The organism is Devosia sp. J20-27 (genome assembly GCF_055808595.1).
On the sequence record NZ_CM147875.1, the window covers coordinates 3,925,193 to 3,950,279 of the forward strand.

The window sequence follows — 25,087 nt, forward strand, 5'->3', positions numbered from 1 at the left end:
GGGCCGGGCGGAGAGGCGGGAGCGATGGGCATCAGGGGGTGCGGCGTTCGGCGTCGACGCAGCTGAGGATGATGCGCCAGCTCAGCACCGATGCGGGGATGCCGAGCAGGCCGGCAATCACCAGGCCGATGATCATCGATCCGGTCAGCCCGAAGGCGATGCCCGCCAGCATGGCGACGCCAAGCCAGAGGTAGAAGCCGAGCAGGCTGATGGCCGGGATGGCACAGAGAACGGCCATGGGAAAGGAGCGGACGAAATCGTCCGTATGGGAAGTGTCTGTCATTTTACATGCCTCGAACGCCACGCAGCAGCAATCGCCGCTCGGGTGCACGTCCTGGAAGTGGATCTGGAGGTAGCTTTGCGGCCTAGAGGCCGGCGACACGCAGGTGCGGCGGAGCGCAGGCGTCGAAGCCTTTTTCCACGGCCGCCGGGCGACAGATCGCCTGCCAGCTACCGCGAAAATCTCGGGACGCAACCGGAACGTCCGGCACTTCGGCCTGCAGCAGGGCGATGCCGGCAGCATTGCCGGCCGGCCTGTCGGGGGTGGCCGCATCGGCCCGCAGCACGGTAACCGAGGAGGAGAGCTGCATCACCGTGGGTGCGCCGCGATCGGCGGTGATCGTGTTGCGGCCATGCAGCGGCAGCTCGGCGACCGCGTAGCTCCACTGCACCAGCAGCAGCGCCAGCGCCCAGAGCCCGAGGCGAACCATCTGTCTCAATCTCGATGGAGGCAAGTCACGTCCCCGGAGCGGTTTCCGCCAGTGACATATCTGCCTTTTTCCGCCGTCTGCCAAGCGGCATGAATGGCGGGGGGTGGAGGCGGCGCAGCCATCCCATATAGTCGGCGGCCAAGGAGAATCGCCCCCGTGTCCATCCGCCAGTTGCCCGAAGATCTGATCAACCGCATCGCCGCCGGCGAAGTGGTGGAACGGCCGGCCAGCGTGGTCAAGGAACTGGTGGAAAATGCCGTCGATGCCGGGGCCCGCCGCATCGTCATCACCACGGCGGCCGGTGGCAAGGAACTCATCCGCATCGAGGATGACGGGATGGGCATGGACCGCGCCGATCTGGAGCTGTCGGTCGAACGCCATGCCACCAGCAAGCTGGGGGCCGGCGAACTCGACGATATCCGGACGCTCGGCTTTCGCGGCGAGGCGCTGGCCTCGATCGGTTCGGTCGCCGATCTCGCCATCTCCTCCCGCCCGGATGGCGCGCCGTCCGGTTTGCGGATCGAGGTGATCCGTTCGGTCAAACGGCCGGTGATGCCGCAGGCGATGAACCGCGGCACCATTGTCGAGGTGAAGAAGCTTTTCGCAGCGGTGCCGGCGCGACTCAAGTTCCTCAAGTCCGAGCGCGCCGAGGCCGGGGCGATCACCGATGTGGTCAAGCGGCTGGCCATGGCCAACCCGCATGTGCATTTCGTCCTCGACGGCAGCGACCGGTCAGCGGCCAACTGGCCGGCGCAAGAGGGCAGCGGGGCGCTGGCGGCGCGGCTGGCGCAGGTGATGGGCGCCGATTTCACCGCCAATTCGGCGCTGCTGGCCACGACGCGGCATGGCGTGGTGGTGGCGGGGCTGGCCGGGCTGCCGACCTATTCGCGCGCCAATTCGCTGAGCCAGTTCTACTTCGTCAACGGCCGCTCGGTGCGCGACAAGGTGCTGCTGGGTGCGGTGCGGGCGGCCTATGCCGATTTCATCTTCCGCGACCGCTTCCCGGCCATCGCGCTGTTTCTGGCCATCGATCCGGCGGAAGTCGACGTCAACGTCCATCCGGCCAAGGCCGAACTGCGGTTCCGCGATGCCGGGGCGGTGCGCAGCGCGGTGATCCGGGCAATCTCGGAAGCCCTCGAAGCTGCCGGCTATCGTGCCTCATCGACCGTTGCGGATTCGGTGATGGATGCCTTCCGCATGCCGGAGATGGCCGAAAGTGCGCCTGCCTCTGCCCCGGCGCGCAGCGACGCCATCCCCCGTTACGAGCCGGCGCCGCAGGGCTTTGCCGGCTTTGCCGAGCCGAGTGCCCGCTACGAGGCGGCGCCGGAGGCCGACCCCGTCGACTATCCGCTCGGCACGGCACGGGCACAGATGTTCGAGAACTTCATCGTGGCACAGAATGGCGACAGCCTGCTGCTGGTCGACCAGCATGCGGCGCATGAGCGGCTGGTCTACGAGCGCTTCAAGGCACAGATAGCCGCCGGGCCGGTCGCCAGTCAGGCCCAGCTGATCCCGGTGGTCATCGAGCTGCCCGAAGACGACTGCGGACGGCTCGAAGAGGCGGCGCCGACGCTGGAAAAGCTCGGGCTCTATCTCGAACGTTTCGGGCCACGCGCCATTGCCGTGCGGGAGACGCCGGGGCTGCTGGGCCAGACCGATATCAGCGGGCTGATCCAGGACATTGCCGATGGCCTGGCCGAATGGGACAGTTCGGCGGCGCTGGGCGACCGGCTCGACGCCATCATTGCCCGCATGGCCTGCCACGGCTCCGTCCGATCGGGGCGGCGGCTGCGGGTCGACGAGATGAACGCCCTGCTGCGCGAGATGGAAGCGACGCCGCATTCGGGGCAGTGCATCCACGGCCGGCCGACCTATGTCGAGCTCAAGAAGACCGATATCGAGCGGCTGTTCGGGCGCACGCGCTAACCAGTCCGGCGCTTTTGTTGCCGCGGTGCCGTGACAGCGCCCGCCTGCGCCGCGTAGGCTTGTCCGGCGGCGCAAGTCCTGGAGGGGACGCAATGAGATTTCTGATGGCGCTGGCGCTGCTTGCGGGGACCGCAGGCTGGGCCAGCGGGGCGCAGGCCGCGTGCGACGGGGTGAAGGGCGGCTGGATTGCCGATAACTTCCAGATCAGCACCACCGATCTGCTGACATTGTCCGATGTCGGTCTGGCGGCCTATATCATGGGCTATTCGCAGGGTGTGCTGATCTCGGTGCTGGCCGGGACCGACAAGGCCTGCATCGACGCCCTGCACCAGTGCACGCGCGACCATACGCTGGGCGAACTGACCTATCAGTTGCGCCGCTATGTCGCCGACCGGCCGGAACTGGGCGAGCACCTCGCCAGCGAAGTGACCTTCGACGCCATTTTCGGACCGTGCTTCGAAGGCGTGGGCGACTAGGCCAGCGAGATGAAGTGCACGGCGGCGGCACCATAGGCGCGGCGGTCGTCGAGGACGAAGCCCTCGGGCAGGGCGAGCGTCGAGTCGACGCTCTCCTCGAGCACGATGGTCACATCATCGGCCAGCCAGTTGCCGTCGCGCAGCGACAGCAGGGCCTGCTGGCCGAGCCCCTTGCCATAGGGCGGGTCGAGAAACGCCAGATCCATCGGGCCCATGGTGCCGGCAGGGCCGAGCGAGGTGGCGTCGCGGCGCAGCAGCTTGGCCACGCCCCCTGCCCCGAACGCCTCGATATGGTCGCGGATCAGTCCGCGCGACTCGGCGCTGGTATCGACGAAGACGACGCTGGCGGCGCCGCGCGACAGAGCTTCCAGCCCCAGCGCCCCGGTGCCGGCAAACAGATCGAGCACCTTGAGACCGTCGAGATTGGGCGACAGGCGGCTGGCGAGGATGTTGAACATCGACTCGCGGGTGCGGTCGGACGTCGGGCGAATGGACTCGTCCGACGGCGACAGCAGAGACTTGCCGCGAAATTTCCCGGCGACGATCCGCATTTAGCTGCGCGGCTTGCGCGGACCGGCAGGACGGGACGGCTTGCCGCCCGCTCCACCCGGACGCGGGCCACGTGGCTTGCCGGCGAAAGCGGGCTTGTCGCCAGCGGCGCGCGGGCCGCGCGGCTTGTCGCCATAATCGCGCTTCGGACGGTCGCCATCGGGACGCGGCGCGCGCGGCTTGCCGGCAAAGGCCGGCCGGTCACCGACCGGACGGGCCGTACGGGGCTTGTCGCCGTAGTCGCGCTTGGGCTTGTCGCCAAAGCTGCGGGCCGGCTTGTCGCCGTAGCTGCGGGCCGGACGGTCGCTGGCGGCAGCGCGTTGCGGACGATCCCCGAAATCGCGCTTGGGACGATCGGCGAAGTCGCCACGCGGCTTGCCGGCAAAGGGCCGCGCCGGGCGGTCGCCGGCCGGCTTGTCACCATAAGGACGCTTGGGCTTGTCGCCATAGTCACGCTTGGGCTTGTCGCCAAAGCTGCGCGCCGGCTTGTCGCCGTAGTCGCGCTTGGGCCTATCGTCGAAATCGCGCGGAGCGCGGGTGGCGCCACGGCGGAACGGCTTGTCGTCGCCGTCTTCGCGGCGCGGACGCTCCTGCTTGATGCGGACCTGGCTGGTGGTGCCGTCTTCGTTGTGGATGGTGCGCAGCGGAATATATTCGGGCTCGCGCGCCGGCTTGCCGGCCATGGGCTTGCGCTGGGTGTAGCGGCCGCCGGGCCGGTCACGGCGCTGCAGGCTTTCGTCGGTGGTCTTGGGCGCCGGATCGCGGTCGGTAAAGCGGAAGGGCGCCGTCGACTCCTCGATCGCCTTGCGCTGCTTCGGCGCCGGCTTGCCGGGCGCGGCGGCCCGCATCTTGGGATTGATGGCGCGGCGACGGTCGGTGGCGGTTGCCTGTTCGGGCATCTCGCTGTCAAAATCGGCGCCCGATTCTTCGGTCAGGCGCTTGCCGAGCTGCTCGCGCAGGACCCGGGCCTTGACGGTCTCGACCGCACCGATCGGCAGGTCGCCAAGCTGGAACGGACCGTAGCTGATGCGGATCAGGCGGTTGACCTGCAGGCCGAGCGCGGCGAGGACGTTCTTGACCTCGCGGTTCTTGCCTTCGCGCAGCGCCACGACCAGCCAGACATTGCTGCCCAGATCACGCTCCAGCACGGCTTCGATGGGGCCATACTTGATACCCTCGACCTCGATGCCGTCCTTGAGCTGGTCGAGCTGCGCCTGAGTGACGGTGCCAAAGGCCCGCACGCGATATTTACGCAACCAGCCGGTTGCCGGAAGCTCGAGCGTGCGCTTCAGGCCGCCATCATTGGTCAGCAGCAGCAGTCCCTCGGTATTGATGTCGAGGCGGCCAATGGTGACGACGCGCGGCAGACCATGCTGCTCGAGCGCTTCAAAGATCGTCGGGCGACCCTCGGGGTCTTTCTCGGTGACCACCAGGCCTTCGGGCTTGTGGTAGAGCCAGACGCGGGTGCCCTGCTTGGCAGCCAGCGGCTCGCCGTCGACCTTGATCTTGTCCTTGGCGGCAACGTTGAAGGCCGGGGTTTTCACCACCTTGCCGTTGACGGAGACGCGGCCGTCCTTGATCCAGAGTTCGGCGTCGCGACGCGAGCAGAGCCCGGCGCGGGCCATGATCTTGGCGAGACGATCGCCGGCGGAATTGGAGGTGAGGTCGGTCATTGCCGAAGAACACTTTCTATCATGCGGGACCCGGACGGGCGGCGCAAACAAGGAATGCCGCGCCCCATGGCGCGGCAGCAGTCAGCAGGCCTTAGTTGCTTTTCAGGCCAAGCTCATCGGAAAAACTGGCATTCGGATTGGAGGGGGCAGCACCGGTCGGTCCGGAGCGCTTGAGCGCCTTGCGGATTTCCTCGGGGCACTGCTTGCTGTCGATCGGCACCAGGTCGCCATTCTTGGCGGCGCAGACCAGCTCGGTTCCGGCGACGGTGGTGAAGTACTCGTCAGGCGGCAGATAGAGCGGGCGGGCGCCCGGCTTCAGGCGGGCCGCGGTCATGCGGGCCGTCAGGATTTGGGCTTCCTGGTCGGTCAGCGGGCGACCCGAAAGGGTCCGCAGATCGACGACCTTGGCGTTGCGCAGGCGGGCCAGGTCGGCATCCGAGAGCGAGGAAGCGTCGATCTGTACCTTGTCGGAATCTTCGGGCAGCTGGGCGGCAGCGGTCCTGGTCTGCGGCGCCGGCAGTGCACTGCCGTCCTTGGGCAGGACGAGCGGCGCACGCGGCGTCTTGGGCTCTTCCTTTTCCTCGCGCGGAATGCCGCCGAGGCCGATCAGCGTCTCGGTCATCACTTCGCGTTCGAAGGTGCCGAAATCGCCCATGGCGTTGGTGCCTTCGGTGGTGGTGCAGGCCGTCAGGGCCAGACCAGCCAGGACGGCGATCGAGAGGAGGCCTGCACGGGTCGCGGCCGCAATGGCGGAGGACCGCCAGGTCAAGTCAATACGCATGCAACTTCCCTTTTACCCCTCGCGCCCGGCTTATAGCCCATCCCGGGCCGTAAAACCAGATTTGGGCGGTAATGCGTTCACAAGCCATTGGATGGTGCCTTGGCGCGGCCGATTCCCAGCACATCGAGGATCAGCAGCAACACTCCGGCGGTGATCATGGCATCAGCCAGGTTGAAAATGTAGAAAGACGTGTCCTGCCAGTGGAAATGGAAGAAGTCCGCCACGGCGCCGTACAGCAGGCGGTCGAGGGCGTTCGACAGGGCGCCGCCGATGCAGAGCGCCAGTCCGGCGCGGACCAGCGCCGAATCCGAGCGCCACCACCAGACGCAGAGCAGCAGCACCGCTGCCGCCATCAGCAGGCCGATACCCCAGACCGGCAGCGACCCCAGCAGGCCGTAGGAAATGCCGGTATTCCAGACGAGGACGTAGTCGAAGAAATCGGTGACCGGCACGAATTCGCCGCCGCGCCAGCCCTGCCAGCCGATCGGCGTATAGGTGCCGAAGAACTCGACGCAGACGGCCGCGCCGGGCGAGATGCACTCGGCCGCCACGTGGAAGAACTTGTGTGCCCGATCCAGCCCGAAGGCAAAGAGCAGGAGCACGATCGAGAGGCCGAGGCCCTGGCGGTGCTTCACCGACGGGCTCAGAGCCCCGCCGCGGCGCGTTCGCGCATCGCCTGGGCATCGCGGGCCGAGAGGTCGGGATAGTCCGGGTCCGACCCGACATCGGCAAAGAACCGCCAGGAGCGGGCACACTGCCGGCCGGTGGCCTTTTCGAACACCACGGCAACGCCGGGCTGCTCGTCGAGCCGGAAGGCATCGGCCGGTGCGTCCGTCTTGACCACGGAAATGTAGGAGGTGATGGCGATTTCGGCGAAATCGACGTCCTTGACCGCCTCATACAGTGCCGGGTCGGTGATGGCGACGATCGGCGCGGCCTCCAGCGAGGAGCCGATGACCTTGTTCTTGCGCTCGATCTCCAGCGCGCCGGTAACGACGCGGCGGACGGCACGGATCTTGTCCCACTTGGCCATCAGCTTGTCGTCGCGCCAGTCGGCCGGGATTTCGGGGAAGAGCCGCAGGTGCACCGATTCGGTGTCGCCCGGGTGGCGTTCGAGCCAGGCCTCTTCCATGGTGAACACCAGGATCGGCGCCAGCCAGGCGGTCAGCGTGTCGAACACGTCATTGAGCACGGTCAGGCTCGCCCGGCGCTTGGCCGAGGAGATCGGATCGCAATAGAGCGCGTCCTTGCGGATGTCGAAATAGAAGGCCGACAGATCGACGTTCATGAAGTTCGACAGCACCGAGACGACGCGCTTGTAGTCATAGGCCTCGTAGGCCGTCTTGACCGTCACGCCGATCTGGCTGAGGCGGGACAGGATGACGCGCTCGAGTTCGGGCATGTCGGCATAGGCGACACGCTCCTCGGGCCTGTAATGCGCCAGGTTGCCGATCAGCCAGCGGATGGAATTGCGCAGCTTGCGGTAGGAATCGACGGTGGTGTTGATGATTTCCTTGCCGATGCGCAGGTCGTCGGCATAGTCCGACGAGGCCACCCAGAGCCGCAGGATATCGGCGCCATACTGCTTGATGACATCCTGCGGGGCGACGGTATTGCCCAGCGACTTGCTCATCTTCTTGCCCTCGCCGTCGAGGGTGAAGCCGTGCGTCAGCACCGAGGCATAAGGCGCAAAGCCGTTGGTGGCGCAGCTTTCGAGCAGCGAGGAATGGAACCAGCCGCGATGCTGGTCGCTGCCTTCGAGATACATGCCGGCCGGGAACTGCAGGTCGGGCCATTTCTGCTTGTTGCGCAGCACCCATGAGTGCGTCGTGCCGCTCTCGAACCAGACATCGAGGATGTCGTCGATCTTGGTCCAGTTCTCGGGGTCGGGCACGGCATCGCCGAGAAAGCGCTCCTTGGCGCCCGGCTTGAACCAGGCGTCGGCGCCCTCTTCCTCGAAGGCCTGGCCGATGCGGTGATTGACCGCCTCGTCCTTGAGGATCTCATTGGTTTCGAGATTGTAGAACACGGCGATCGGCACGCCCCAGGCGCGCTGACGGCTGAGGACCCAGTCGGGGCGGTCGGCGATCATGGCGCGCAGCCGGGTCTGGCCGGCCTGCGGATAGAATTTCGTCGCGTCGATGGCGTTGAGGGCACGATGGCGCAGCGTATCGCCGGCTTTGCCTTCGATATCGCGGTCCATGTAGACGAACCACTGCGGCGTGTTGCGATAGATGATCGGCTTCTTGGACCGCCACGAATGCGGATACTGGTGCTTGACCCGGCCGCGGGCCACCATGGCGCCCTTTTCGGCCAAGGCAGTGATGACGCGGTTATTGGCGTCGCCCTTCTTGCCGGCATCGTCGATGACGCGCGCGCCTTCGAAGCCCGGCGCGTCCTTGGTGTAAAAGCCTGCGTCATCAACGACATAAGGGATGATCGTGGCGATGCCCAGCTCGATCAGGCGGCGGCTCGATTCCATCCAGATACCGAAGTCGTCGAGGCCGTGGCCCGGCGCGGTGTGCACAAAGCCGGTACCGGCGTCATCGGTCACATGCTCGCCGTCGAGCAGCGGCACTTCGAACTCGTAGCCGCCGGCCAGACCCTTGAGCGGATGGGTGCACGAGGTGATATGGGCCGGATCGACATCGCCGATACGGGCGAATTCCTCGACCTTGGCCTTGGCGAAGACATCGGCGGCCAGATTGTCGCCGAGCACGTATTTCTCGCCGACCGCAGCCCAGTTGCCCGCGGGTGCCTTGATCACTTCATAGAGGCCGTAGCTGATCCGCGACGAGAACGAGATGGCGCGGTTGGCCGGGATGGTCCACGGCGTCGTGGTCCAGATCACTACCGAAGCATTGAGGTCGTGGAAGGCCTTCGAGGTCACTTCGCCGCCCGCCGACCGGATCGGGAATTTCACCCAGATGGTGTCGCTCTCGTGGTCGGCATATTCGACTTCGGCCTCGGCCAGCGCCGTGCGCTCGACCACCGACCACATCACCGGCTTGGAGCCGCGATAGAGCTGGCCGGAGGCGGCGATCTTCATCAGCTCGCGGGCGATCTGCGCCTCGGCGTCAAAGCTCATGGTCAGATAGGGATTGCCCCAGTCGCCGAGCACGCCCAGGCGCTTGAACTCATCGCGCTGGGTATCGACCCAGAACTGCGCAAAGGTCCGGCATTCGGCGCGGAACTGGTTGATCTCGACCTGGCCTTTGTCGAGACCCTTGGCGCGATACTGCTCCTCGATCTTCCACTCGATGGGCAGCCCGTGACAGTCCCAGCCGGGGACATAGGCGGAGTTGAACCCCATCATCTGCTTACTGCGGCTCACCAGATCCTTGAGGATCTTGTTGAGGGCGTGGCCGATGTGAATGTTGCCGTTGGCGTAGGGCGGGCCGTCATGCAGCGTGAATTTCGGCCGGTCGTGGGCCGCCGCGCGCTGACGCTTGTAAAGGTCCATGTCTTCCCAGCGCTGCAGCCACACGGGCTCACGGGCCGGCAGGCCGGCGCGCATCGGGAATTCGGTCTGGGGCAGAAAGAGCGTAGCGCTGTAATCGGCCTCGCCGCCGCTCACTGGAGTATCGTTCATCATTCTCGGCCTGGCTGGAAGTCGGGGGCTTTTAGCAAGGCGAGGCGGTCGGGGCTAGTTTCTTCTTTGCAAAGCGGCGCGCTGGAGATCACGCCACCCCTCTCTGGCTGCGACCAGGGCGCTGACCGGGTCCTGAACCTCTCCCCCGGTGAGGGGGAGACGCGAGACTTGCGAACGCAGTGAACTCGTCGCAGCAGAGAGGGGGACCTCCCTAGCCGAAAAACCCGAGCTTTCTGTCCAGTTCGCCCAGCGGGCCGCAGCGGCTCAGCAGGTCGCGGGCGATGCGCCCGTCGGCGGTCATGGCCTCGATCAGCTCGTCGAGGCCGGAAAATACCTTCTGGCCGCGAACATGGGCGACCAGCGACACCGACAGCTCCGCGCCGTAAATGTTCTCGTCGAAGTCAAAGATCCAGGTCTCGAAGGGCGGGCGCTCGTTGTTGAACATCGGCTTGCCATAGGCGGCGGCGCCGTCGAGCAGGCGATCGCCCAGCCTGACGCGGACGGCATAGATGCCCTGGGCGAGGCCGAAACCGGTGGGGCTGGCGACATTGGCCGTCGGAAAGCCGAGTTCGCGGCCGCGCTGGTCGCCCTTGATCACCGTGCCGCTGAGGAACCAGTGGTAGCCGAGCAGCGCGTTGGCGGCGGGGACGTCCCCGCCCCCGAGGGCGGTGCGGATGCGCGACGACGAGATATGGTCGTCGCCCTCGTCCAGCATGTCGAGAATGTCGACGTCAAAACCCTGCGCAACACCGGCGGCCTGCAGGAACTCGGGGGTGCCGCGGCGCTTGTAGCCGAAATGGAAATCAGCCCCGACGGAGACACCGCGGACCGCCAGCGCCTCGACCAGGAAGCGGCTGACGAAGTCCTCGGCCTCGATCCTCGAAAACTCCATCGAGAACGGCATGACGACAATGCCGTCGAGCCCGAGCGCCTCGACGATACGGGCCTTGGCGTCGGCATGGGTGAGGCGGAACATGAACGGCGCCGGCGCAAACACGTCGCGCGGATGCGGCTCGAAGGTCAGCACGATGGCCGGCACGCCGGCCGCGCGGGCCTTCGCCTTCAGCGCCGAAAACACCCGCTGATGGCCGCGGTGGCAGCCGTCGAAATTGCCAATGGCGACCATGGCGCCCTTGAGCGAGGCAGGCACATGGTCGAGGCCGGAGAGCCTGATAAAGCCGGACAAATCGCTACTCGCCCAGTGTAAAGGTGGGGTTCCATCGCAAGAAACCGGGCGAGGTGCAAGCTCCCCGAACGGCTACCAGGCGAGACGCGGCAGGAAACCGGCAAGATTGGCGCCGCTGGGCGCCACGAGGTCGGCAACCGCCTGCGGGTCGACATTGCCGAAGGCGTCGAGTTCGCCGGCATGGATCGAGCCGGTGATGAACAGCAGGTCGATATCGAACTGGCCGGCGCCCATGGCGTCGGTGCGCACGCTGTCGCCGATGGCCACGATGCGCTTGCGGTCGAGCGTCCGCCCGGCGGCCAGTTCGGCCAGCCGCAGCGCCTCGGTATAGATCGGGCGGTAGGGCTTGCCGGCCATGCGTACCTTGCCGCCGCGCGCTTCGTAGAGATCGCCGAGAGCACCGCCGCAATAGATCAGTTGGTCGCCATGCTCGACCACGCGGTCGGGATTGGCGCAGATCATGGGCAGGCCGCGCTTCAGCCAGAGCGTGGCGCGCTCATTGTACATGTCGGGCGTATCGTCGTCGCTGTCGAGGTCGGTGACAATGACCACCTCGGCCTCCTCGGCCGGGCCGCGAATGACCCCCAGCCCTTCGTAGAGCGAGTCGTCCTCGGTGGCCGGGCCGACATGATGGACGACCTTGCCCTTGTAGGGAGCGATCATGGCGCGGGTGGCGTCGCCCGACGAGACGATGCCGTCATAGGCATCGCGCGGCACCATCATGCGATCGAGCAGTTCCACGATCGGCCCGGAGGGGCGCGGTGCATTGGTGATGAAGACCAGCACGCCGCCCTGCCGGCGGTATTCGACCAGTGCCTTGACGGCGCTCGGGAAGGCGGCGACGCCGTTATGCACGACACCCCAGACGTCGCAGAGCGCCGCATCATAGTTCTGGGCAATCTCGGACAGCCCGGACAGGGCTCGGGCGGGGTCGGACATCGGGGCATTCCCTTTCAGACTTCGGCGCGGCGCGGCTCGGCGGGGAGGACGGGCCGGTCGACGCGCAGGTCCGGACGGACCGGACCGGGGGCGGCAATATGCGGCCCCTGCGCCAATGTGATGCCATCCTCGAACAGGGCAAGCAACTGCTGTTCGCTGGCCACCCCGGTAGCGCAGAGCTCAATGTGGAAGCGCCGCGCATAGGGAGCGATGTCGGCGGTGTGGAAATCGGTGAAGGCCGAGGGCTGACGCAGAAACTTGCTGGCGTCAAAGCGCACCGACTTGAAGCCCAGCCCCTCGATCTCGGCAAAGTCGAAGCGCAGCGACCCGACATGAGTGAGCGAAAAGCCGATGCCGATGCGGCCCAGTTGCTGCAGCACCGCCTTTTCGGGCGTGCCGAGCAGCTTGAAGCTCGACTGCGGGATGGAAAAGAGCAGCGCGTCGTTGATCGCCCGGTTGGCGTCGAGCAGCGCGGCGAATTGCTCGACCAGCCGCTTGTCCTGCAGCGTGGCGTGGGTCAGCGGCACGAACAGCCGCACCGGCTGGCCCGAGGTCTTGGCCCGGCGGGCAATGACAACGGCCTCGTCGAGCGCCATTTCCTCGACCAGCCGCGTCACCTTCTCGCCGCCGGCACGCGGCATGAAATCCGGCGCATCGGCCAGTTCGCCGTCTTCCAGCATCAGGCGCGGCACCAGATCATAGGCGTAGGGGCGGCGCTGCGGCAGAGCCACGACGGGCTCGATGTGGAAGACCAGGCGGTTCTCGTCCAGCGCCTGCTTGAGCAGTTCGGGCGGAATCACCGGTTCGGGGAAAGCGTCCTCGTCGTCCTCGTCCTCCTCGTCGGCGACTGCCGGCGTCGAGACGCCGAGCGCGGCGTCTTCTTCGCGCCGACGGGCTTCCTCGAGTTCGTTGACGGTTTCGGCAACCTGCCGGACCACCGTGCCGAGCACGGAAATATCGGCCTCGATGCTTTCGAGACGGCTCCCGGCATTGGCGTCGGTCAGGGCGTTGATGCGCTGGCTGAGCACGGCGCCGGCCTGCGCATCGGTCGACAGCAGCCGCGCCAGATCCTCGATGGCGCGTTCGAACCGCGCCTCGGCGCGCATGCGTAGCGCCCGCTCCTGCAGGAGAACCGCGACGCAGCCGAACGCCACTGCCGTCACCACCGCCTCAATGGGCGAGAACGTCAGTCCGAAATAGGCTGCTCCTCCGACCCCCACAGCCGCAAGTGCGATAAATATGTAGACCAGACCCTGCACGTGCCGCTTCGCGCCTCCGTACTCACGTGGATTCGACGCCCTGTGGTCATAGCATTGCGCACCGGCAGCCGAAAGCATTGCGCCAAAGAGGTCTGTTCAAAACGGATTATTTACCCTGTTCGTCAACACTCCGGTGAACACGTTGCCAGGAGCTCATCTCAATTGAGCCCATCTGTGAAGGACCATGCATGCCTCCGACGACCGGCCGAGCTTCGGACGCACCCGCCCGCCTCCTCCTGATCGATCGCGATCCGGCCGGCGGCCGGTTGATGGCTGCCAATCTGTCGGGCTGCTTCCTCATCGCGCCCGAAGTGGTCGAGGCGCGGGGTGGACGCCAGGCAGCCGAGCTGCTCAAGGGCACTGGCTTTGACATCGTGCTGATGGATCTCGCCAGCCTCGATGATCTCTCGAGCCAGACCGAAGACGCCGTCATGCGGCTGGTCAAGCTGGCCTCAGGCGCCCTTGTCGTGGCGCTGGCGGATGGCGCCTCGGTCTCCTCGGCGGTCGCCGCCATGCGGGCGGGCGCCCATGACTATGTCGCAAAGCCGGTCAGCGGACCGGCCTTTGCCACCCGAATTGGAGAGCTGGCACAGCGTCACGGCAAGGCCCGGGCGCTGACCATTGAGACCGGATCGGCTGAGTTGGCCGGCGGTTTCTCCGGCTTTGTCGGCGTCTCCACCCAGATGCAGTTCGTCTACGAGCAGATCGACCGCATCGCGCCTTCGGCGGCACCGGTGTTCATCACCGGCGAGAGCGGCGCCGGCAAGGATGTGTGCGCCGAGGCCCTGCACGAGCGCGGGCCGCGCGCCGGCAAGCGCTTCGTGGCCATCAATTGCGCCGCCATCCCGCGCGACCTGATGGAAAGCGAACTGTTCGGCGTCGCCCGCGGCGCCTATACCGGCGCGCATGAGGACCGCAAGGGCGCCGCCGAGCTGGCCGACGGCGGCACGCTGTTTCTCGACGAGATCGGCGAAATGGACCTGTCGCTGCAGTCCAAGCTGCTGCGCTTCCTGCAGACCGGCAGCATCAGCCGGGTGGGCGAGGCCTCGACGCGGCAGATCGATGTGCGCGTCATCTGCGCCACCAATCGCAACCCGATGCAGCTGATCGCCGAAAAGAAGTTCCGCGAGGACCTGTTCTACCGGCTGCACGTGCTGCCCATCCACATTCCGCCGCTGCGGCAGCGGCCGGCCGACATCCTGGTGCTGGCGCGGCATTTTCTCGAACGCTACGCCCGCGAGGAGCGCAAGCAGTTCTCCGGCTTTGCCAACGAGACGGCCAACCAGCTGATTTCCCGCGAATGGCCAGGCAATGTCCGCCAGTTGCAGAACATCATCCGCCGGCTGGTGGTGATGTTCGACGGTGGCGAGATCACCGCCCAGATGGTGGCGGCCGCCGATATCGAGGGCATCGTCTTCGAGCGTGACGCGCCCAAGGCGGTGCCACGGCGCCAGTCGGTGCTGCCGCTCTGGCAGCAGGAGCAGCGGATCATCGAAGACGCCATCGACAGTTTCGACGGCAATATCGCGCTCGCCGCCGCGGCGCTCGAGCTCAGCCCGTCGACGATCTATCGCAAGCGCCAGGCCTGGGCCGAAATGGCCGGCAAGCGCGGCGCCGCCTGATGCCTTCATTTCTCCCTGCCGGTGGCCTATCTTTGGGCGTGCCGAGCGGGAGACAGATATGTCCGAAGACGCCATCGTAGAAACGCATATCGACGCCGAGATCCGCGATCGCGCCGAAAAGGTGCTGCGCGACGCCGGCATGACCATTCCGGAGCTGCTGCGACTGGCGCTGACGCGCACCGCCGAGGACGGCGCCGTGCCCTTCGGCCTGCAGGGCGAGGACCCCGGCTACGACGCCTGGTTCCGCGAACAGGTCCAGGAAGCGCTGGACGATCCACGGCCGCCGCTCAGCGATGAGGAAGTCCGCGAACATATGGCGAAGGTCAGGCGCGAGTTGGCGCAAAAGATGGGCCTGAGCGAGCAGTGAGGGTCGAGTGGACCAGCCGCTCACTCGCCGACCGCGAGAAAATCTATCGCTATCTGGCTGCCGAGACCGGCGGTCTTGCCGTCCCGGACCGGATCGACACCGCCATCGAAGGCAGCAAGGACCTCTTGAGCGACTTCCCGCTGGCAGGTCGCACGGGACGCGTGGTCGCGACGCGGGAGTTGCTTGTGACCGGCACCCCCTACCTGCTGGTCTATCGAGTGACAGCATCCGGCGTGTGGATTCTCAGAGTGATCCACCAGGCGCAGCGCTGGCCGCGCCGGCTCTAGCCCTTGGCGAGCTTGTCGGCGACCTTGCGGGCGGTCGCGAAGGCCTTGGCTTCCTCGCCCAGGGCGCTGCCCTTCTTGACCAGCTTGCCATCGACGTGAATTTCCCACGTCCACTGGGTGTTGGGGCCGGCCCCGCCGGTGCGCTTCAGTCGGATGTCGTGCTTGGTATCGGTCATGTTGAGGTCCTCAGCGCCAGGTAAAGACGCGCGTCACGGAGTAATTGAAAACGACGCTCATGAGTGCGCCGAGTATGCCGGCGAGCAGGAGGTCGGGGCTGGCCTGATAGATCCAGGTGGCGACCGAGACATTGGCCAGGGCGCCGATCGAGCAGACGGCATAAAAGCTCAGCAGCCCGGTCCAGTAGCGACGGCCGCGCAGCTTCTTGTCGGAATAGGTCAGTTCGTTATTGAGCACATAGTTTGTCGTCATTGCGACGACGGTGGCGGCCAGCTGGGCATTGGTGAAATTGAACCCCAGATACTGATGCGTGACCCAGAGCGTCACCAGATGCACGACGACGCCGCTGCCACCGACCATGCCGAACAGCAGGAAACTGGTGGGCAGCAGGCCGCCGGTCAGCTTGGAGATCAGCAGGCCGAGGAACTGGATGACGATGAGCGGGCTCATCTTGCTCTCGCCGGCAAAGCGCGGCCGGAAGGTATAGGGCACCTCGCCGATCCTCAGCTCCCGGTCGGCGCGGCTGCGGAAGCGGGTGGCCGAGACGATGATGTCGAGCAGGATCTTGAAGCCGTCCTTGCTCAGCGTCGGAGCGATCTCGTCGAACACCTCGCGCTTCATCAGGAAAAAGCCGCTCATCGGATCGGAGAGCCGGGTGCCGGTGAGTATGCTGGAGAGCCGCGTGGCAAGCCGGCTGCCGGCCTCGCGCGTCGAGGACAGGCCGTCGCCGGCGCTGCCGTCGCCGGCGTAGCGGGTGCCCACGACGATATCGTCGCCGGCCTGGGCCCGGGCATACATCTGCGGCAGGATCGACTTATCGTGCTGGTGATCGGCGTCGATCACCGCGAAAAACGGCGCAGCGCTGGCGGAGATGCCCTCGACGACGGCCGAGCTCAGGCCCCGCCGGCCGATGCGGTGGATGCACCGGACATTGTGCCGCTCGCGCGCCAGATCCTTGACCACGGCGGCGGTGCCATCGGGCGAATTGTCGTCGACCACGATGAACTCGAAGGCGATGCCCTTGAGGGCTGTCGCCACCTTGTCATAGAGCGGCACGATATTGTCGCGCTCGTTGTAGCTGGGCACGATGACAGCCAGTTGCGGGGCAATCCACGCAGCTGCCATCGCGGGCTGTATGTCGGATCGGTCGTTCAAGGCAGAAGTCCGGGTGCGAAGTCGCGCTTGGTTAGCCGCTCGCACGGGCTAATGCAACGCCGCGCCCCGGCTTTGCGCCGCGAGACGATTTCGCTGCGGCAAAATATTGACTCTGCCCGGTGCCAGCCATATATCCCCGAGCAGCTTGTTAGCACTCACAAACGACGAGTGCTAACAGGCACCGGATTTCAACAAAGAATATGGAGCTATCATGGCTTTCCGTCCCCTGCACGACCGCGTTGTCGTTCGGCGTGTCGACAGCGAAGAGAAATCTTCCGGCGGCATCATCATCCCCGACACTGCCAAGGAAAAGCCCTCCGAGGGCGTGATCGTCTCGGTCGGCCCTGGTGCCCGCGATGAAAGCGGCAAGGTTGTCGCCCTCGACGTCAAGGAGGGCGATCGTGTGCTCTTTGGCAAGTGGAGCGGCACCGAAGTCAAGCTGAATGGTCAGGACCTGCTGATCATGAAGGAAAGCGACATCATGGGCGTGATCACGCAGTAAGCCTCCGGCTCGCAGCGTTTTCTCCCATTCAACCGTAAGGAGCGCCTCTCATGGCTGCTAAAGACGTAAAGTTTTCCACCGATGCCCGCGACAAGATGGTCCGTGGCGTCAACATCCTCGCCAATGCGGTGAAGGTGACGCTCGGTCCGAAGGGCCGTAATGTCGTCATCGACAAGTCGTTCGGCGCCCCGCGCATCACCAAGGACGGCGTCACCGTCGCCAAGGAAATCGAACTCGAAGACAAGTTCGAGAACATGGGCGCGCAGATGCTGCGCTCGGTCGCTTCCAAGACCAATGACGTTGCCGGCGACGGCACCACCACCGCGACCGTCCTGGGCCAGGCCATCGTCAACGAGGGCATCAAGCTCGTCGCCGCCGGCATGAACCCGATGGATCTCAAGCGCGGCATCGATCTGGCCGTGACTGAAGTCGTCGAGAACCTCGCCAAGGCCAAGAAGACCATTTCGTCGAACGGCGAAGTCGCACAGGTCGGCACCATCTCGGCAAATGGCGAAGCTGCCATCGGCGAGATGATCGCCAATGCCATGCAGAAGGTCGGCAACGAGGGTGTGATCACCGTCGAGGAAGCCAAGACCGCCGAGACCGAGCTCGAAGTCGTCGAAGGCATGCAGTTCGACCGTGGCTACCTCAGCCCCTACTTCGTGACCAATGCAGAAAAGATGACCGCCGTCCTCGAGGACCCGGTGATCCTGCTGCACGAGAAGAAGCTCTCGAACCTGCAGGCCATGCTGCCGATCCTCGAAGCCGTCGTGCAGAGCCAGCGTCCGCTGCTCATCATTGCCGAAGACATCGAAGGCGAAGCGCTGGCGACCCTTGTCGTCAACCGTCTCCGCGGCGGCCTCAAGGTTGCTGCCGTCAAGGCTCCGGGCTTCGGCGATCGCCGCAAGGCCATGCTCGAGGACATCGCCATCCTGACCGGTGGTTCGGTGATCTCGGAAGATCTCGGCATCAAGCTCGAGAACGTGACCCTCGACATGCTCGGCACTGCCAAGCGCGTTGAAATCTCCAAGGAAAACACGACCATCGTCGATGGTGCCGGTTCCAAGGACGACATCACGGGTCGCGTTGCGCAGATCAAGGCGCAGATCGAAGAGACCTCGTCGGACTACGACAAGGAAAAGCTGCAGGAACGTCTGGCCAAGCTCGCCGGCGGTGTTGCCGTGATCAAGGTCGGCGGCTCGACGGAAGTCGAAGTCAAGGAGCGCAAGGATCGCGTCGACGACGCCCTGAACGCCACCCGCGCTGCCGTTGAAGAAGGCATCGTCCCGGGCGGCGGCGTCGCCCTGCTCCGCGCCTCCAGCGCGCTGACGGTCAAGGGTGCGAACCCCGACCAGCAGGCCGGCATCAACCTGGTCCGCCGCGCTCTGCAGGAGCCGCTGCGCCAGATCGCCAACAACGCCGGCGACGAAGGTTCCGTGGTGATCGGCAAGATCCTCGAGAACACCTCGCTGACCTACGGCTACGACGCCCAGACCTCGACCTATGGCGACATGATCGCCATGGGCATCATCGACCCGGTGAAGGTGGTTCGCACCGCCCTGCAGGACGCGGCTTCGGTTGCCTCGCTGCTGATCACCACCGAAGCGATGATCGCCGAGATGCCCAAGGACTTCGCTGCACCGGCAATGCCGGGCGGCGGCGGCATGGGCGGCATGGGCGGTATGGACTTCTAAGAAGCCAAAAAGCTCGGTCCAGACTTCCCAGTCACGGACTTTGAAGACGGCGCGTCGGGCAACCGGCGCGCCGTTTTCGTTGCGTGGCGACATCTGCTTTACTGTTTCTCCAACTCCTGTAACTATAAATACCTACGTCATCGATGTTGTGACGGCGATCTCACGAGTATTGCACTCCGGTCTGACAATCATCCTCCCCAGGTATTTGTTCTGGGTGGATTTTCAACTGGAGACTCAATGCCATGGAACACGCTCGCGTCCATTCCGTCCTTCCCGCCTTCGTGCCGCGCTCAACCAGCTATGATGGCCGCTTCGGCCGCATCTTCGGCAAGTTGCCGCCGTGGGTCCCGCCCGGCGACAGTGATGCGGAGCGGGAGAAGGCAATCCGCGACTTCGCCACCACGCACATGTTCCTGCCCGAGGGTCAGCAGCCGGCGGAACATCCCGATCTGACTGCCGGCTACACCTATTTCGGCCAGTTCATCGATCACGACATCACCTTCGACCCGACCTCGAGCCTGCAGCGCCAGAACGATCCCGAGGGGCTGACCAATTTCCGGTCGCCGCGCCTCGATCTCGACAGCATCTACGGTCGGGGGCCGAACGATCAGCCCTATCTCTACGAGCGCAACGGCTTTCTCATCACCGGCACCGGCTTCAACAAGACCGAGCCCGACCTCGCCCGCCTCGTACCGCCGGGCGCCGACGGCAAGGAGCACGCCACCGCGCTGATCGGCGATCCGCGCAATGACGAGAACATCATCGTCTCGCAATTGCAGCTCGCCGTCATCCGCCTGCACAACGAGGTGCTGCGGCGGGTCCGCCATCTCGACGACCAGCGGATCGAGGCCGCTGCGAGCGAGGGGCGCAAGCTGGCTATCGACCCCATGATCCAGTTCCATGAAGCGCAACGCATCGTGCGCTGGTTCTACCAGTACCTGGTCTGGAACGATTTCGTCCGTCGCATCGTGCCCGACACCGTGTGGAGCGAGGCGCTCAAGCCGTCCGGCACCGGTTCAGGCATGAGCCTGGGGCTCAAGGACATCTACAACTGGAAGGTGCACCCCTACATCCCTGTCGAGTTCTCGGTGGCGGCCTACCGCTTCGGCCACTCGCTGATCCGCACCGGCTACCAGCTCAACTTTCCCCTGCAGGGCGGTGTCGGCAGCAGTTTTGAACGCCCGATCTTCGATCCGACGGGCGGCAAGGGGGACGATCTGCATGGCGGCCGGCTGCTGCCCGAAGGACACAGCCTGCAGTGGGACTGGTTCTTCGACATGGGGGCGCCGCCGCCATTCCCGCAGATGGCCAATGCTCTGGATGCGCGACTGGCGCGCTCGGTGTTCCACATTCCGGGCGACGACGTCGACATCCCCAATCCGCTGGCCATGCTCAACATCCGCCGTGGCTGGCGCTTCGACCTGCCCTCGGGCACGGCGGTCGCCCGGGCCATGGGTTTTACGCCCATCGCGCTCGATCATCCGATGGAGGACTCGCTCTGGGTCTACATCCTCAAGGAAGCAGAAAGGACGCAGGGTGGCCTGCGGCTCGGTCAAGTGGGCGGCAGCATCGTCGCGGCGGTATTCGCGGGCCTGCTCAAGGGCGATCCGCTCTCCTATGTCGAGCAGTTCCCCGAATGGACGCCGGCAGAAGAACCGGTGCTTGCCTTCGGCCCGCGCCGACCCACCCTGCCGGGTGACGACAAGACGGCGCTCGACACCTGGGACATCCGTGACCTGCTGGCGATCGCCAACATGCCGATCGGCGCCCCGCAGGTGGCCGCTGTCGCCAATGGCCCGTTGCCACCTGTCGACCTGAGCCAGCTCAAGCCCTGAACCGTCCTGCCTGCCGGCAGCGGGTCAGCGGAACACCAGCAGCCGCAGCGCCAGGATGATCGAGATGATGACCACCATCGGGCGGATCAGCCGGGCGCCGAAGCGGATGCCGATGACAGCCCCGAGATAGCCGCCGGCAAGCTGGCCGATCGCCATGGCAATGGCGATCGGCCAGATGACGTCGCCCGAGGGGATGAAGAGCGCCAGCGCCCCCAGGTTGGAAGTGAAATTGAGGAACTTGGTGTTGCCGGCCGCCCGCGTCAGCCCCAGCCCGAACAGGGTGACGAAGCCCATAGTCAGGAAGCTGCCGGTCCCCGGCCCGAAAATGCCGTCATAATAGCCGACGGTAAAGCCCATCACCGGCACCCAGATGGCAAACTTCAACCGCGCCTGGCGATCGGCGTCGGTCAGCCTGGGGGCAAAGGTGAAGTAGAGCGCGATGCAGATCAGCGCCACCGGCACGGCATAGGTGAGCAGCGAGGTGTCGATGGACTTGACCGTGAAGGCGCCGAGAAAGGACCCGGCAAAGGTCGCGACGATCGCCGGCAGCAAGTCGGGCAGCGAGACGTAGCCGCGCCGCCAGTAGGTCAGCGCCGCCATCGCCGTGCCGATGACCGACTGCACCTTGTTGGTGCCGAAGGCGGCAATCGGCGGCACGCCGGCCGACAGAAGTGCCGGCAGCGCGATCAGCCCGCCGCCGCCGGCAATCGCGTCAACGAAGCCGGCCAGCATGCCGACCGCGCCCAGCGCCACAAGGGTGAGAAGATCGACGGTCAATTGGGGCGTTGCTCGACCACAGTGGGTGCCAGGGATGCCCCTCCCCCTTGAGGGGAGGGGTTGGGGTGGGGGTCCATCGGGTGTCCACCGCACCACCCCCTCCCTCGGTCCCTCCCCTCAAGGGGGAGGGAGGTCTGAGAGGCCACCGAACGAGATAGGCAGAGGCCCACCTACAACAGCGTCGAAATGCCGGGCGGGACGCCGCCCATGATCGACAGCAGGGCTTCCAGTTGCGCCTTGCGCAGCGGCGTCCAGTCGGCGGTGCGCGAGACGATGAGGTTGGCTTCGGACTTCATGATCAGCCCGTCCTCGAGGATGCGCAGCGAATTGGCGGCAAGGGTCGAGCCGGTCGAGGTGATGTCGACAATCAGATCGGCAGAGCCCGCTGCGGGAGCGGCCTCGGTGGCGCCGGCGCTCTCGACGATGCGGTATTCGGCAATGCCGTACTGGGCGAAGTGACGGCGCGTCAGGTTGACATATTTGGTGGCCACCCGCAGCCAGCGGCCATGCCGGGCGCGGAAATCGGAGGCGACGTCGGCGAGGTCGACCATCTGCTGCACATCGATCCAGGCATCGGGCACCGCGACCACGACATTGGCCTCGCCAAAGCCGAGACCGCGGACGAACAGCACGTTCTCCTCGCCGTTCTCGGAGGCCTCGTGGATCAGGTCGGTGCCGGTGACGCCGATATCGATGCCGCCCAGGATCAGCTCGCGGGCAATCTCGGCAGCCGGATAGAAGCGCACCGTCACCTGCGGCTGGTTCTTGATCGAGCCGACATAGCTGCGGGCGCCGCCGGGGCGGGCAATGGTCAGGCGCGAGGACGAGAATGCCTTGCGCGTCAGTTCCTCGAGCCGGCCCTTGGAGGGAACGGCCAGCGTCAGTCCGCCGCTCATCGGTTGGCCTCCTTTTCCAGCCGTTCGGTCCACAGCGCACAGCCCGAGGCCGTCACCGGCTCGCTGGCGCCGAGCCGGTCGAGCAGCCGGTCATATTCGCCGCCCGAGGCGAGCACGTCGCCCTCGGCGCCGGTCATCTCGAAAACGATGCCGGTATAATAGTCGAGCCGCGGCGAAAAGCTGGCGTCAAAGATCACGTCGGCCTTGGGCGACAACGCCGCCAGCGCCGCGGCATGGTTGCGGACCTCGAACAGCGGCTCCTCGAAATCGAAGCCATAGGCGCGGCAGAGCGTGCCGATGGTGTCGAGCGCGCGCTGGGCGCTGTCGCAGACGTCGAGATAGTCGCGCAGCAGCTGCACCGTGCGCTCGGGGATCGGCGAGGCGTCGAGCGCCTGCTTTTCCAGATAGCGGTCGGCGATCTCCTCGGGGGTGCGCGAGCCGATCAGGCTGAGGCCACCCGACAGCATGGCGTCGGTGACGATCTCGATCATGGTCTCGCGCCCGTCCGGGGCCTGGCCACCGGTCGGCTCGCGCGGTTCGCCGAGCCGTTCCATCAGCCGCCCGAGCGCCTCGGGGTGGCCGAAGCGGTGGCGGATGCGCGAGCGCCAGGCGGGCGGCACTTCGGCGGCCTCGAGGAAGGCTTCGAACAGCCCGACGCCGCCCAGGCGGACATTGGGGGCGGTGATGTCGTAGATGGCCAGCGCCCAGCGGGCAAAGGTCAGCACCTGGTCGAGCGCCGCACCGGCATCGGGCTGGCCGAGCAGTTCGAGGCCGGCCTGCTCGTGCTCGACCGGAAAGCCGTTCTGCTGGCGGAAAATCGTGCCGAGGTAAGTATAGGCGGCGGGAATGCCGAGCGAGCCCTCGTCGAGATAGCCCTGGGCGATGGGCAGGGTGAAGTCAGGCCGCAGGCAGTATTCGACGCCGTTATTGGCGGTGGTCAGCAGCAGATTGCGTCCGAATTCCTCGCCGGCAAGGTCGAAGAACGGGCCGGCCGGCAGCAGCAGCGGCGGGGTCACGCGCGTCACCGTGCGCGATTCCACCAGCCGGACCAGTGCGGCGTAGCGTTCGGACGCAGACTTCACTTGCTGCGCTCCAGCCAGGCCTTGACGGCCGGCAGTTCCGAGATTTTCACGACGATATCGGCATCGGCGCATTCGAACTGGCCGGGGCGCTCGGCCTTCCATTCGGCATTGTCGGTGATGGCCTTGGCCTTCTCCTTGCCGACCACCAGATCCTTGATCTGCACGATGCCCTGCTCGCGCTCCTGCGTGCCCTCGATGATCACGGCAGGGGAATTGCGCTTGTCGGCATAGGCCACCTGCTTGCCGAAGTTCTTGGTGTTGCCCATGAACATTTCGGCGCGGATACCGGCCTGGCGCAGCCGCGAGGTGATTTCCTGGTAGCGCGGCGTCTGCTCCTTGTCGAGCACCAGCACCACCACCGGGCCGATCGGCTCCTCGGTCGCCAGGTTGCCGGTCATCTTGAGCGCATTGGCCAGCCGCGACACGCCGATGGAAAAGCCCGTCGCCGGCACCGGCTCGGAGCGGAATCGGCTCACCAGCCCATCATAGCGCCCGCCGCCGCCAACCGAACCGAAGACCACGTCCTGGCCCTTCTCGTTCTGCACCGCAAAGGTCAGTTCGATCTCGAACACCGGCCCGGTGTAATATTCGAGGCCACGGACGATCGAGGCGGTGATGTCGATGCGCTCGCCGTAACCCGAGGCCGCAAACATCGCGGCCATGGCGCGCAGTTCGGCAATGCCTTCGGCGCCGATCTCGGTAGCCCCCGCCGAGGGCTCCCAGCTCAACAGCGTCGCGTCGTAGTCGCCCACCGTCTGCTTGGCCGAGGTGGCGAGGAAATCGAGAATGGTGCGGATGCCGGTCTGGTCGAGTTCGGCACCGGCAGTGAAGTCGCCGCTCTCGTCCTTGCGGCCCTTGCCGAGCAGCAGTTCGACGCCCGGCAGGCCGAACTTGTCGAGCTTGTCGATGGCGCGCAGCACCGTCAGGCGCCGTGCGGCATCGTCGGCAGCAACGCCGGCCGCCTGCAGCACGCCATCCAGCACCTTGCGGTTATTGACCTTGACCACATACTTCCCGGCGAGGCCGAGAGCATCCATGGTGTCGGCCATCATCATGCACATCTCGGCATCCGCTTCCGGACCCGCGGCGCCGACCGTATCGGCATCGAATTGCATGAACTGGCGGAAGCGGCCGGGGCCGGGCTTTTCGTTGCGGAACACATAGCCCGCCCGGTACGAGCGGTAGGGCTTGGGCAGGTCGTTGAAGTGCTCGGCAAAGTGACGGGCCAGCGGCGCCGTCAGGTCGTAGCGCAGGCTCATCCAGCGCTCGTCATCGTCCTGCAGGCTGAACACGCCGGCATTGGGCCGGTCGGTATCGGGCAGGAACTTGCCCAGCGCATCGGTATATTCGAACAGCGGCGTCTCCACCGGATCGAATCCATAGCGCTCGTAGACCGCCTTGATCCTGGCGATCATCTGGTCGACCGCGGCGATTTCCGCAGGCAAACGGTCTTCAAAGCCCCGCGGGAGCCGCGGTTCGATGCGTTTGGTCTTCTCGTTCATTGTCCGGGTCCAGATTCCGCTGCTTGTTAGCGGAAAGGCCCAATCGAGACAAGGCGAACGGCCATGTTGCGGATCGGCAACAAAATCACGCCACTGCGAC

24 protein-coding genes are annotated in these 25,087 nt (G+C 65.8%); 8 read left to right on the top strand and 16 right to left on the bottom strand.

All coding sequences use genetic code 11. From position 1 onward, the window contains the following. Nucleotides 1-31 precede the first annotated feature (31 nt). Entirely contained in the window at nucleotides 32-283 is a 252-nt protein-coding gene (locus tag AC0L4C_RS19505; RefSeq protein WP_473401416.1) for a hypothetical protein, read from the bottom strand. 82 nt (nucleotides 284-365) lie between these two features. Then, on the bottom strand, nucleotides 366-710 hold the full coding sequence (locus AC0L4C_RS19510; RefSeq protein WP_473401417.1) for a hypothetical protein: 345 nt from the start codon (nucleotides 708-710) through the stop codon (nucleotides 366-368). Nucleotides 711-866: 156 nt separating this feature from the next. Between AC0L4C_RS19510 and mutL the strand changes: the two genes are divergently transcribed. Both mutL and AC0L4C_RS19520 read left to right on the top strand, forming a co-directional pair. Next, nucleotides 867-2,636 carry a DNA mismatch repair endonuclease MutL gene (gene mutL / locus AC0L4C_RS19515; RefSeq protein ID WP_473401418.1) on the top strand — a complete coding sequence of 590 codons (1,770 nt, stop codon included), beginning with the start codon at nucleotides 867-869 and terminating at the stop codon, nucleotides 2,634-2,636. Between the two features lie 92 nt (nucleotides 2,637-2,728). After that, nucleotides 2,729-3,112 (top strand): hypothetical protein, encoded by a 384-nt coding sequence (locus tag AC0L4C_RS19520; protein WP_473401419.1) that lies wholly within the window; start codon nucleotides 2,729-2,731, stop codon nucleotides 3,110-3,112. Here AC0L4C_RS19520 and rsmD read toward each other — a convergent pair. The 8 genes from rsmD to AC0L4C_RS19560 all read right to left on the bottom strand — a co-directional run bounded on the left by rsmD (nucleotide 3,109) and on the right by AC0L4C_RS19560 (nucleotide 13,091). Then, nucleotides 3,109-3,663 (bottom strand): 16S rRNA (guanine(966)-N(2))-methyltransferase RsmD, encoded by a 555-nt coding sequence (gene rsmD, locus AC0L4C_RS19525; protein ID WP_473401421.1) that lies wholly within the window; start codon nucleotides 3,661-3,663, stop codon nucleotides 3,109-3,111. The two genes, AC0L4C_RS19520 and rsmD, sit on opposite strands and share 4 nt — an antisense overlap. Then, the gene (locus AC0L4C_RS19530) at nucleotides 3,664-5,334 is read right to left on the bottom strand and encodes a pseudouridine synthase (RefSeq protein ID WP_473401422.1); all 1,671 of its coding nucleotides are present in this window, start codon (nucleotides 5,332-5,334) and stop codon (nucleotides 3,664-3,666) included. Between the two features lie 91 nt (nucleotides 5,335-5,425). Beyond that, on the bottom strand, nucleotides 5,426-6,115 hold the full coding sequence (locus AC0L4C_RS19535; RefSeq protein WP_473401423.1) for a hypothetical protein: 690 nt from the start codon (nucleotides 6,113-6,115) through the stop codon (nucleotides 5,426-5,428). A 77-nt stretch (nucleotides 6,116-6,192) separates the two neighbouring features. Further along, nucleotides 6,193-6,750 (bottom strand): signal peptidase II, encoded by a 558-nt coding sequence (lspA, locus tag AC0L4C_RS19540; RefSeq protein ID WP_473401424.1) that lies wholly within the window; start codon nucleotides 6,748-6,750, stop codon nucleotides 6,193-6,195. Nucleotides 6,751-6,758: 8 nt separating this feature from the next. Further along, nucleotides 6,759-9,707 carry an isoleucine--tRNA ligase gene (ileS, locus tag AC0L4C_RS19545; RefSeq protein ID WP_473403564.1) on the bottom strand — a complete coding sequence of 983 codons (2,949 nt, stop codon included), beginning with the start codon at nucleotides 9,705-9,707 and terminating at the stop codon, nucleotides 6,759-6,761. A 211-nt stretch (nucleotides 9,708-9,918) separates the two neighbouring features. Next, nucleotides 9,919-10,893, bottom strand: a complete 975-nt coding sequence (locus tag AC0L4C_RS19550; protein ID WP_473401426.1) for a bifunctional riboflavin kinase/FAD synthetase — start codon at nucleotides 10,891-10,893, stop codon at nucleotides 9,919-9,921. Nucleotides 10,894-10,965: 72 nt separating this feature from the next. Further along, the gene (locus AC0L4C_RS19555) at nucleotides 10,966-11,832 is read right to left on the bottom strand and encodes a TIGR01459 family HAD-type hydrolase (protein WP_473401427.1); all 867 of its coding nucleotides are present in this window, start codon (nucleotides 11,830-11,832) and stop codon (nucleotides 10,966-10,968) included. A 14-nt stretch (nucleotides 11,833-11,846) separates the two neighbouring features. Continuing rightward, a complete protein-coding gene (locus AC0L4C_RS19560) occupies nucleotides 11,847-13,091 on the bottom strand; it encodes an EAL domain-containing protein (RefSeq protein WP_473401428.1) in 1,245 nt (414 codons plus the stop codon). 188 nt (nucleotides 13,092-13,279) lie between these two features. On the opposite strand from AC0L4C_RS19560, the gene AC0L4C_RS19565 reads away from it, so the two are divergent. The 3 genes from AC0L4C_RS19565 to AC0L4C_RS19575 are packed head-to-tail and all read left to right on the top strand — an operon-like array spanning nucleotide 13,280 to nucleotide 15,367. Beyond that, nucleotides 13,280-14,713 (top strand): sigma-54-dependent transcriptional regulator, encoded by a 1,434-nt coding sequence (locus tag AC0L4C_RS19565; RefSeq protein WP_473401429.1) that lies wholly within the window; start codon nucleotides 13,280-13,282, stop codon nucleotides 14,711-14,713. A 58-nt stretch (nucleotides 14,714-14,771) separates the two neighbouring features. Then, nucleotides 14,772-15,080, top strand: a complete 309-nt coding sequence (locus AC0L4C_RS19570) for an antitoxin PaaA2 family protein (protein WP_473401430.1) — start codon at nucleotides 14,772-14,774, stop codon at nucleotides 15,078-15,080. Then, nucleotides 15,077-15,367 carry a type II toxin-antitoxin system RelE/ParE family toxin gene (locus AC0L4C_RS19575; protein WP_473401431.1) on the top strand — a complete coding sequence of 97 codons (291 nt, stop codon included), beginning with the start codon at nucleotides 15,077-15,079 and terminating at the stop codon, nucleotides 15,365-15,367. The genes AC0L4C_RS19570 and AC0L4C_RS19575 overlap by 4 nt, the downstream gene beginning before the upstream one ends. Here the strand turns inward: AC0L4C_RS19575 and AC0L4C_RS19580 are convergent. Together AC0L4C_RS19580 and AC0L4C_RS19585 are read right to left on the bottom strand one after the other, a co-directional pair. Further along, entirely contained in the window at nucleotides 15,364-15,543 is a 180-nt protein-coding gene (locus AC0L4C_RS19580; RefSeq protein WP_473401432.1) for a hypothetical protein, read from the bottom strand. The genes AC0L4C_RS19575 and AC0L4C_RS19580 overlap by 4 nt on opposite strands. 10 nt (nucleotides 15,544-15,553) lie before the next feature. Continuing rightward, on the bottom strand, nucleotides 15,554-16,669 hold the full coding sequence (locus AC0L4C_RS19585) for a glycosyltransferase (RefSeq protein WP_473401433.1): 1,116 nt from the start codon (nucleotides 16,667-16,669) through the stop codon (nucleotides 15,554-15,556). 241 nt (nucleotides 16,670-16,910) lie between these two features. On the opposite strand from AC0L4C_RS19585, the gene AC0L4C_RS19590 reads away from it, so the two are divergent. From AC0L4C_RS19590 to AC0L4C_RS19600, 3 genes are all read left to right on the top strand, one after another. Beyond that, nucleotides 16,911-17,201 (top strand): co-chaperone GroES, encoded by a 291-nt coding sequence (locus AC0L4C_RS19590; protein ID WP_473401434.1) that lies wholly within the window; start codon nucleotides 16,911-16,913, stop codon nucleotides 17,199-17,201. A 50-nt stretch (nucleotides 17,202-17,251) separates the two neighbouring features. Next, a complete protein-coding gene (groL, locus tag AC0L4C_RS19595; protein WP_473401435.1) occupies nucleotides 17,252-18,895 on the top strand; it encodes a chaperonin GroEL in 1,644 nt (547 codons plus the stop codon). Between the two features lie 242 nt (nucleotides 18,896-19,137). Then, nucleotides 19,138-20,730 (top strand): peroxidase family protein, encoded by a 1,593-nt coding sequence (locus tag AC0L4C_RS19600; protein WP_473401436.1) that lies wholly within the window; start codon nucleotides 19,138-19,140, stop codon nucleotides 20,728-20,730. 24 nt (nucleotides 20,731-20,754) lie between these two features. Here the strand turns inward: AC0L4C_RS19600 and AC0L4C_RS19605 are convergent, their stop codons facing one another. From AC0L4C_RS19605 to hisS, 4 genes are all read right to left on the bottom strand, one after another. Next, nucleotides 20,755-21,507 (bottom strand): TSUP family transporter, encoded by a 753-nt coding sequence (locus tag AC0L4C_RS19605; RefSeq protein WP_473401437.1) that lies wholly within the window; start codon nucleotides 21,505-21,507, stop codon nucleotides 20,755-20,757. Nucleotides 21,508-21,677: 170 nt separating this feature from the next. Beyond that, the gene (hisG, locus tag AC0L4C_RS19610; RefSeq protein WP_473401438.1) at nucleotides 21,678-22,403 is read right to left on the bottom strand and encodes an ATP phosphoribosyltransferase; all 726 of its coding nucleotides are present in this window, start codon (nucleotides 22,401-22,403) and stop codon (nucleotides 21,678-21,680) included. Further along, the gene (locus AC0L4C_RS19615) at nucleotides 22,400-23,485 is read right to left on the bottom strand and encodes an ATP phosphoribosyltransferase regulatory subunit (RefSeq protein ID WP_473401439.1); all 1,086 of its coding nucleotides are present in this window, start codon (nucleotides 23,483-23,485) and stop codon (nucleotides 22,400-22,402) included. Before AC0L4C_RS19615 ends, hisG begins: the two co-directional genes overlap by 4 nt. Further along, a complete protein-coding gene (gene hisS, locus AC0L4C_RS19620; RefSeq protein WP_473401440.1) occupies nucleotides 23,482-24,987 on the bottom strand; it encodes a histidine--tRNA ligase in 1,506 nt (501 codons plus the stop codon). The genes AC0L4C_RS19615 and hisS overlap by 4 nt, the downstream gene beginning before the upstream one ends. Nucleotides 24,988-25,087 lie beyond the last annotated feature (100 nt).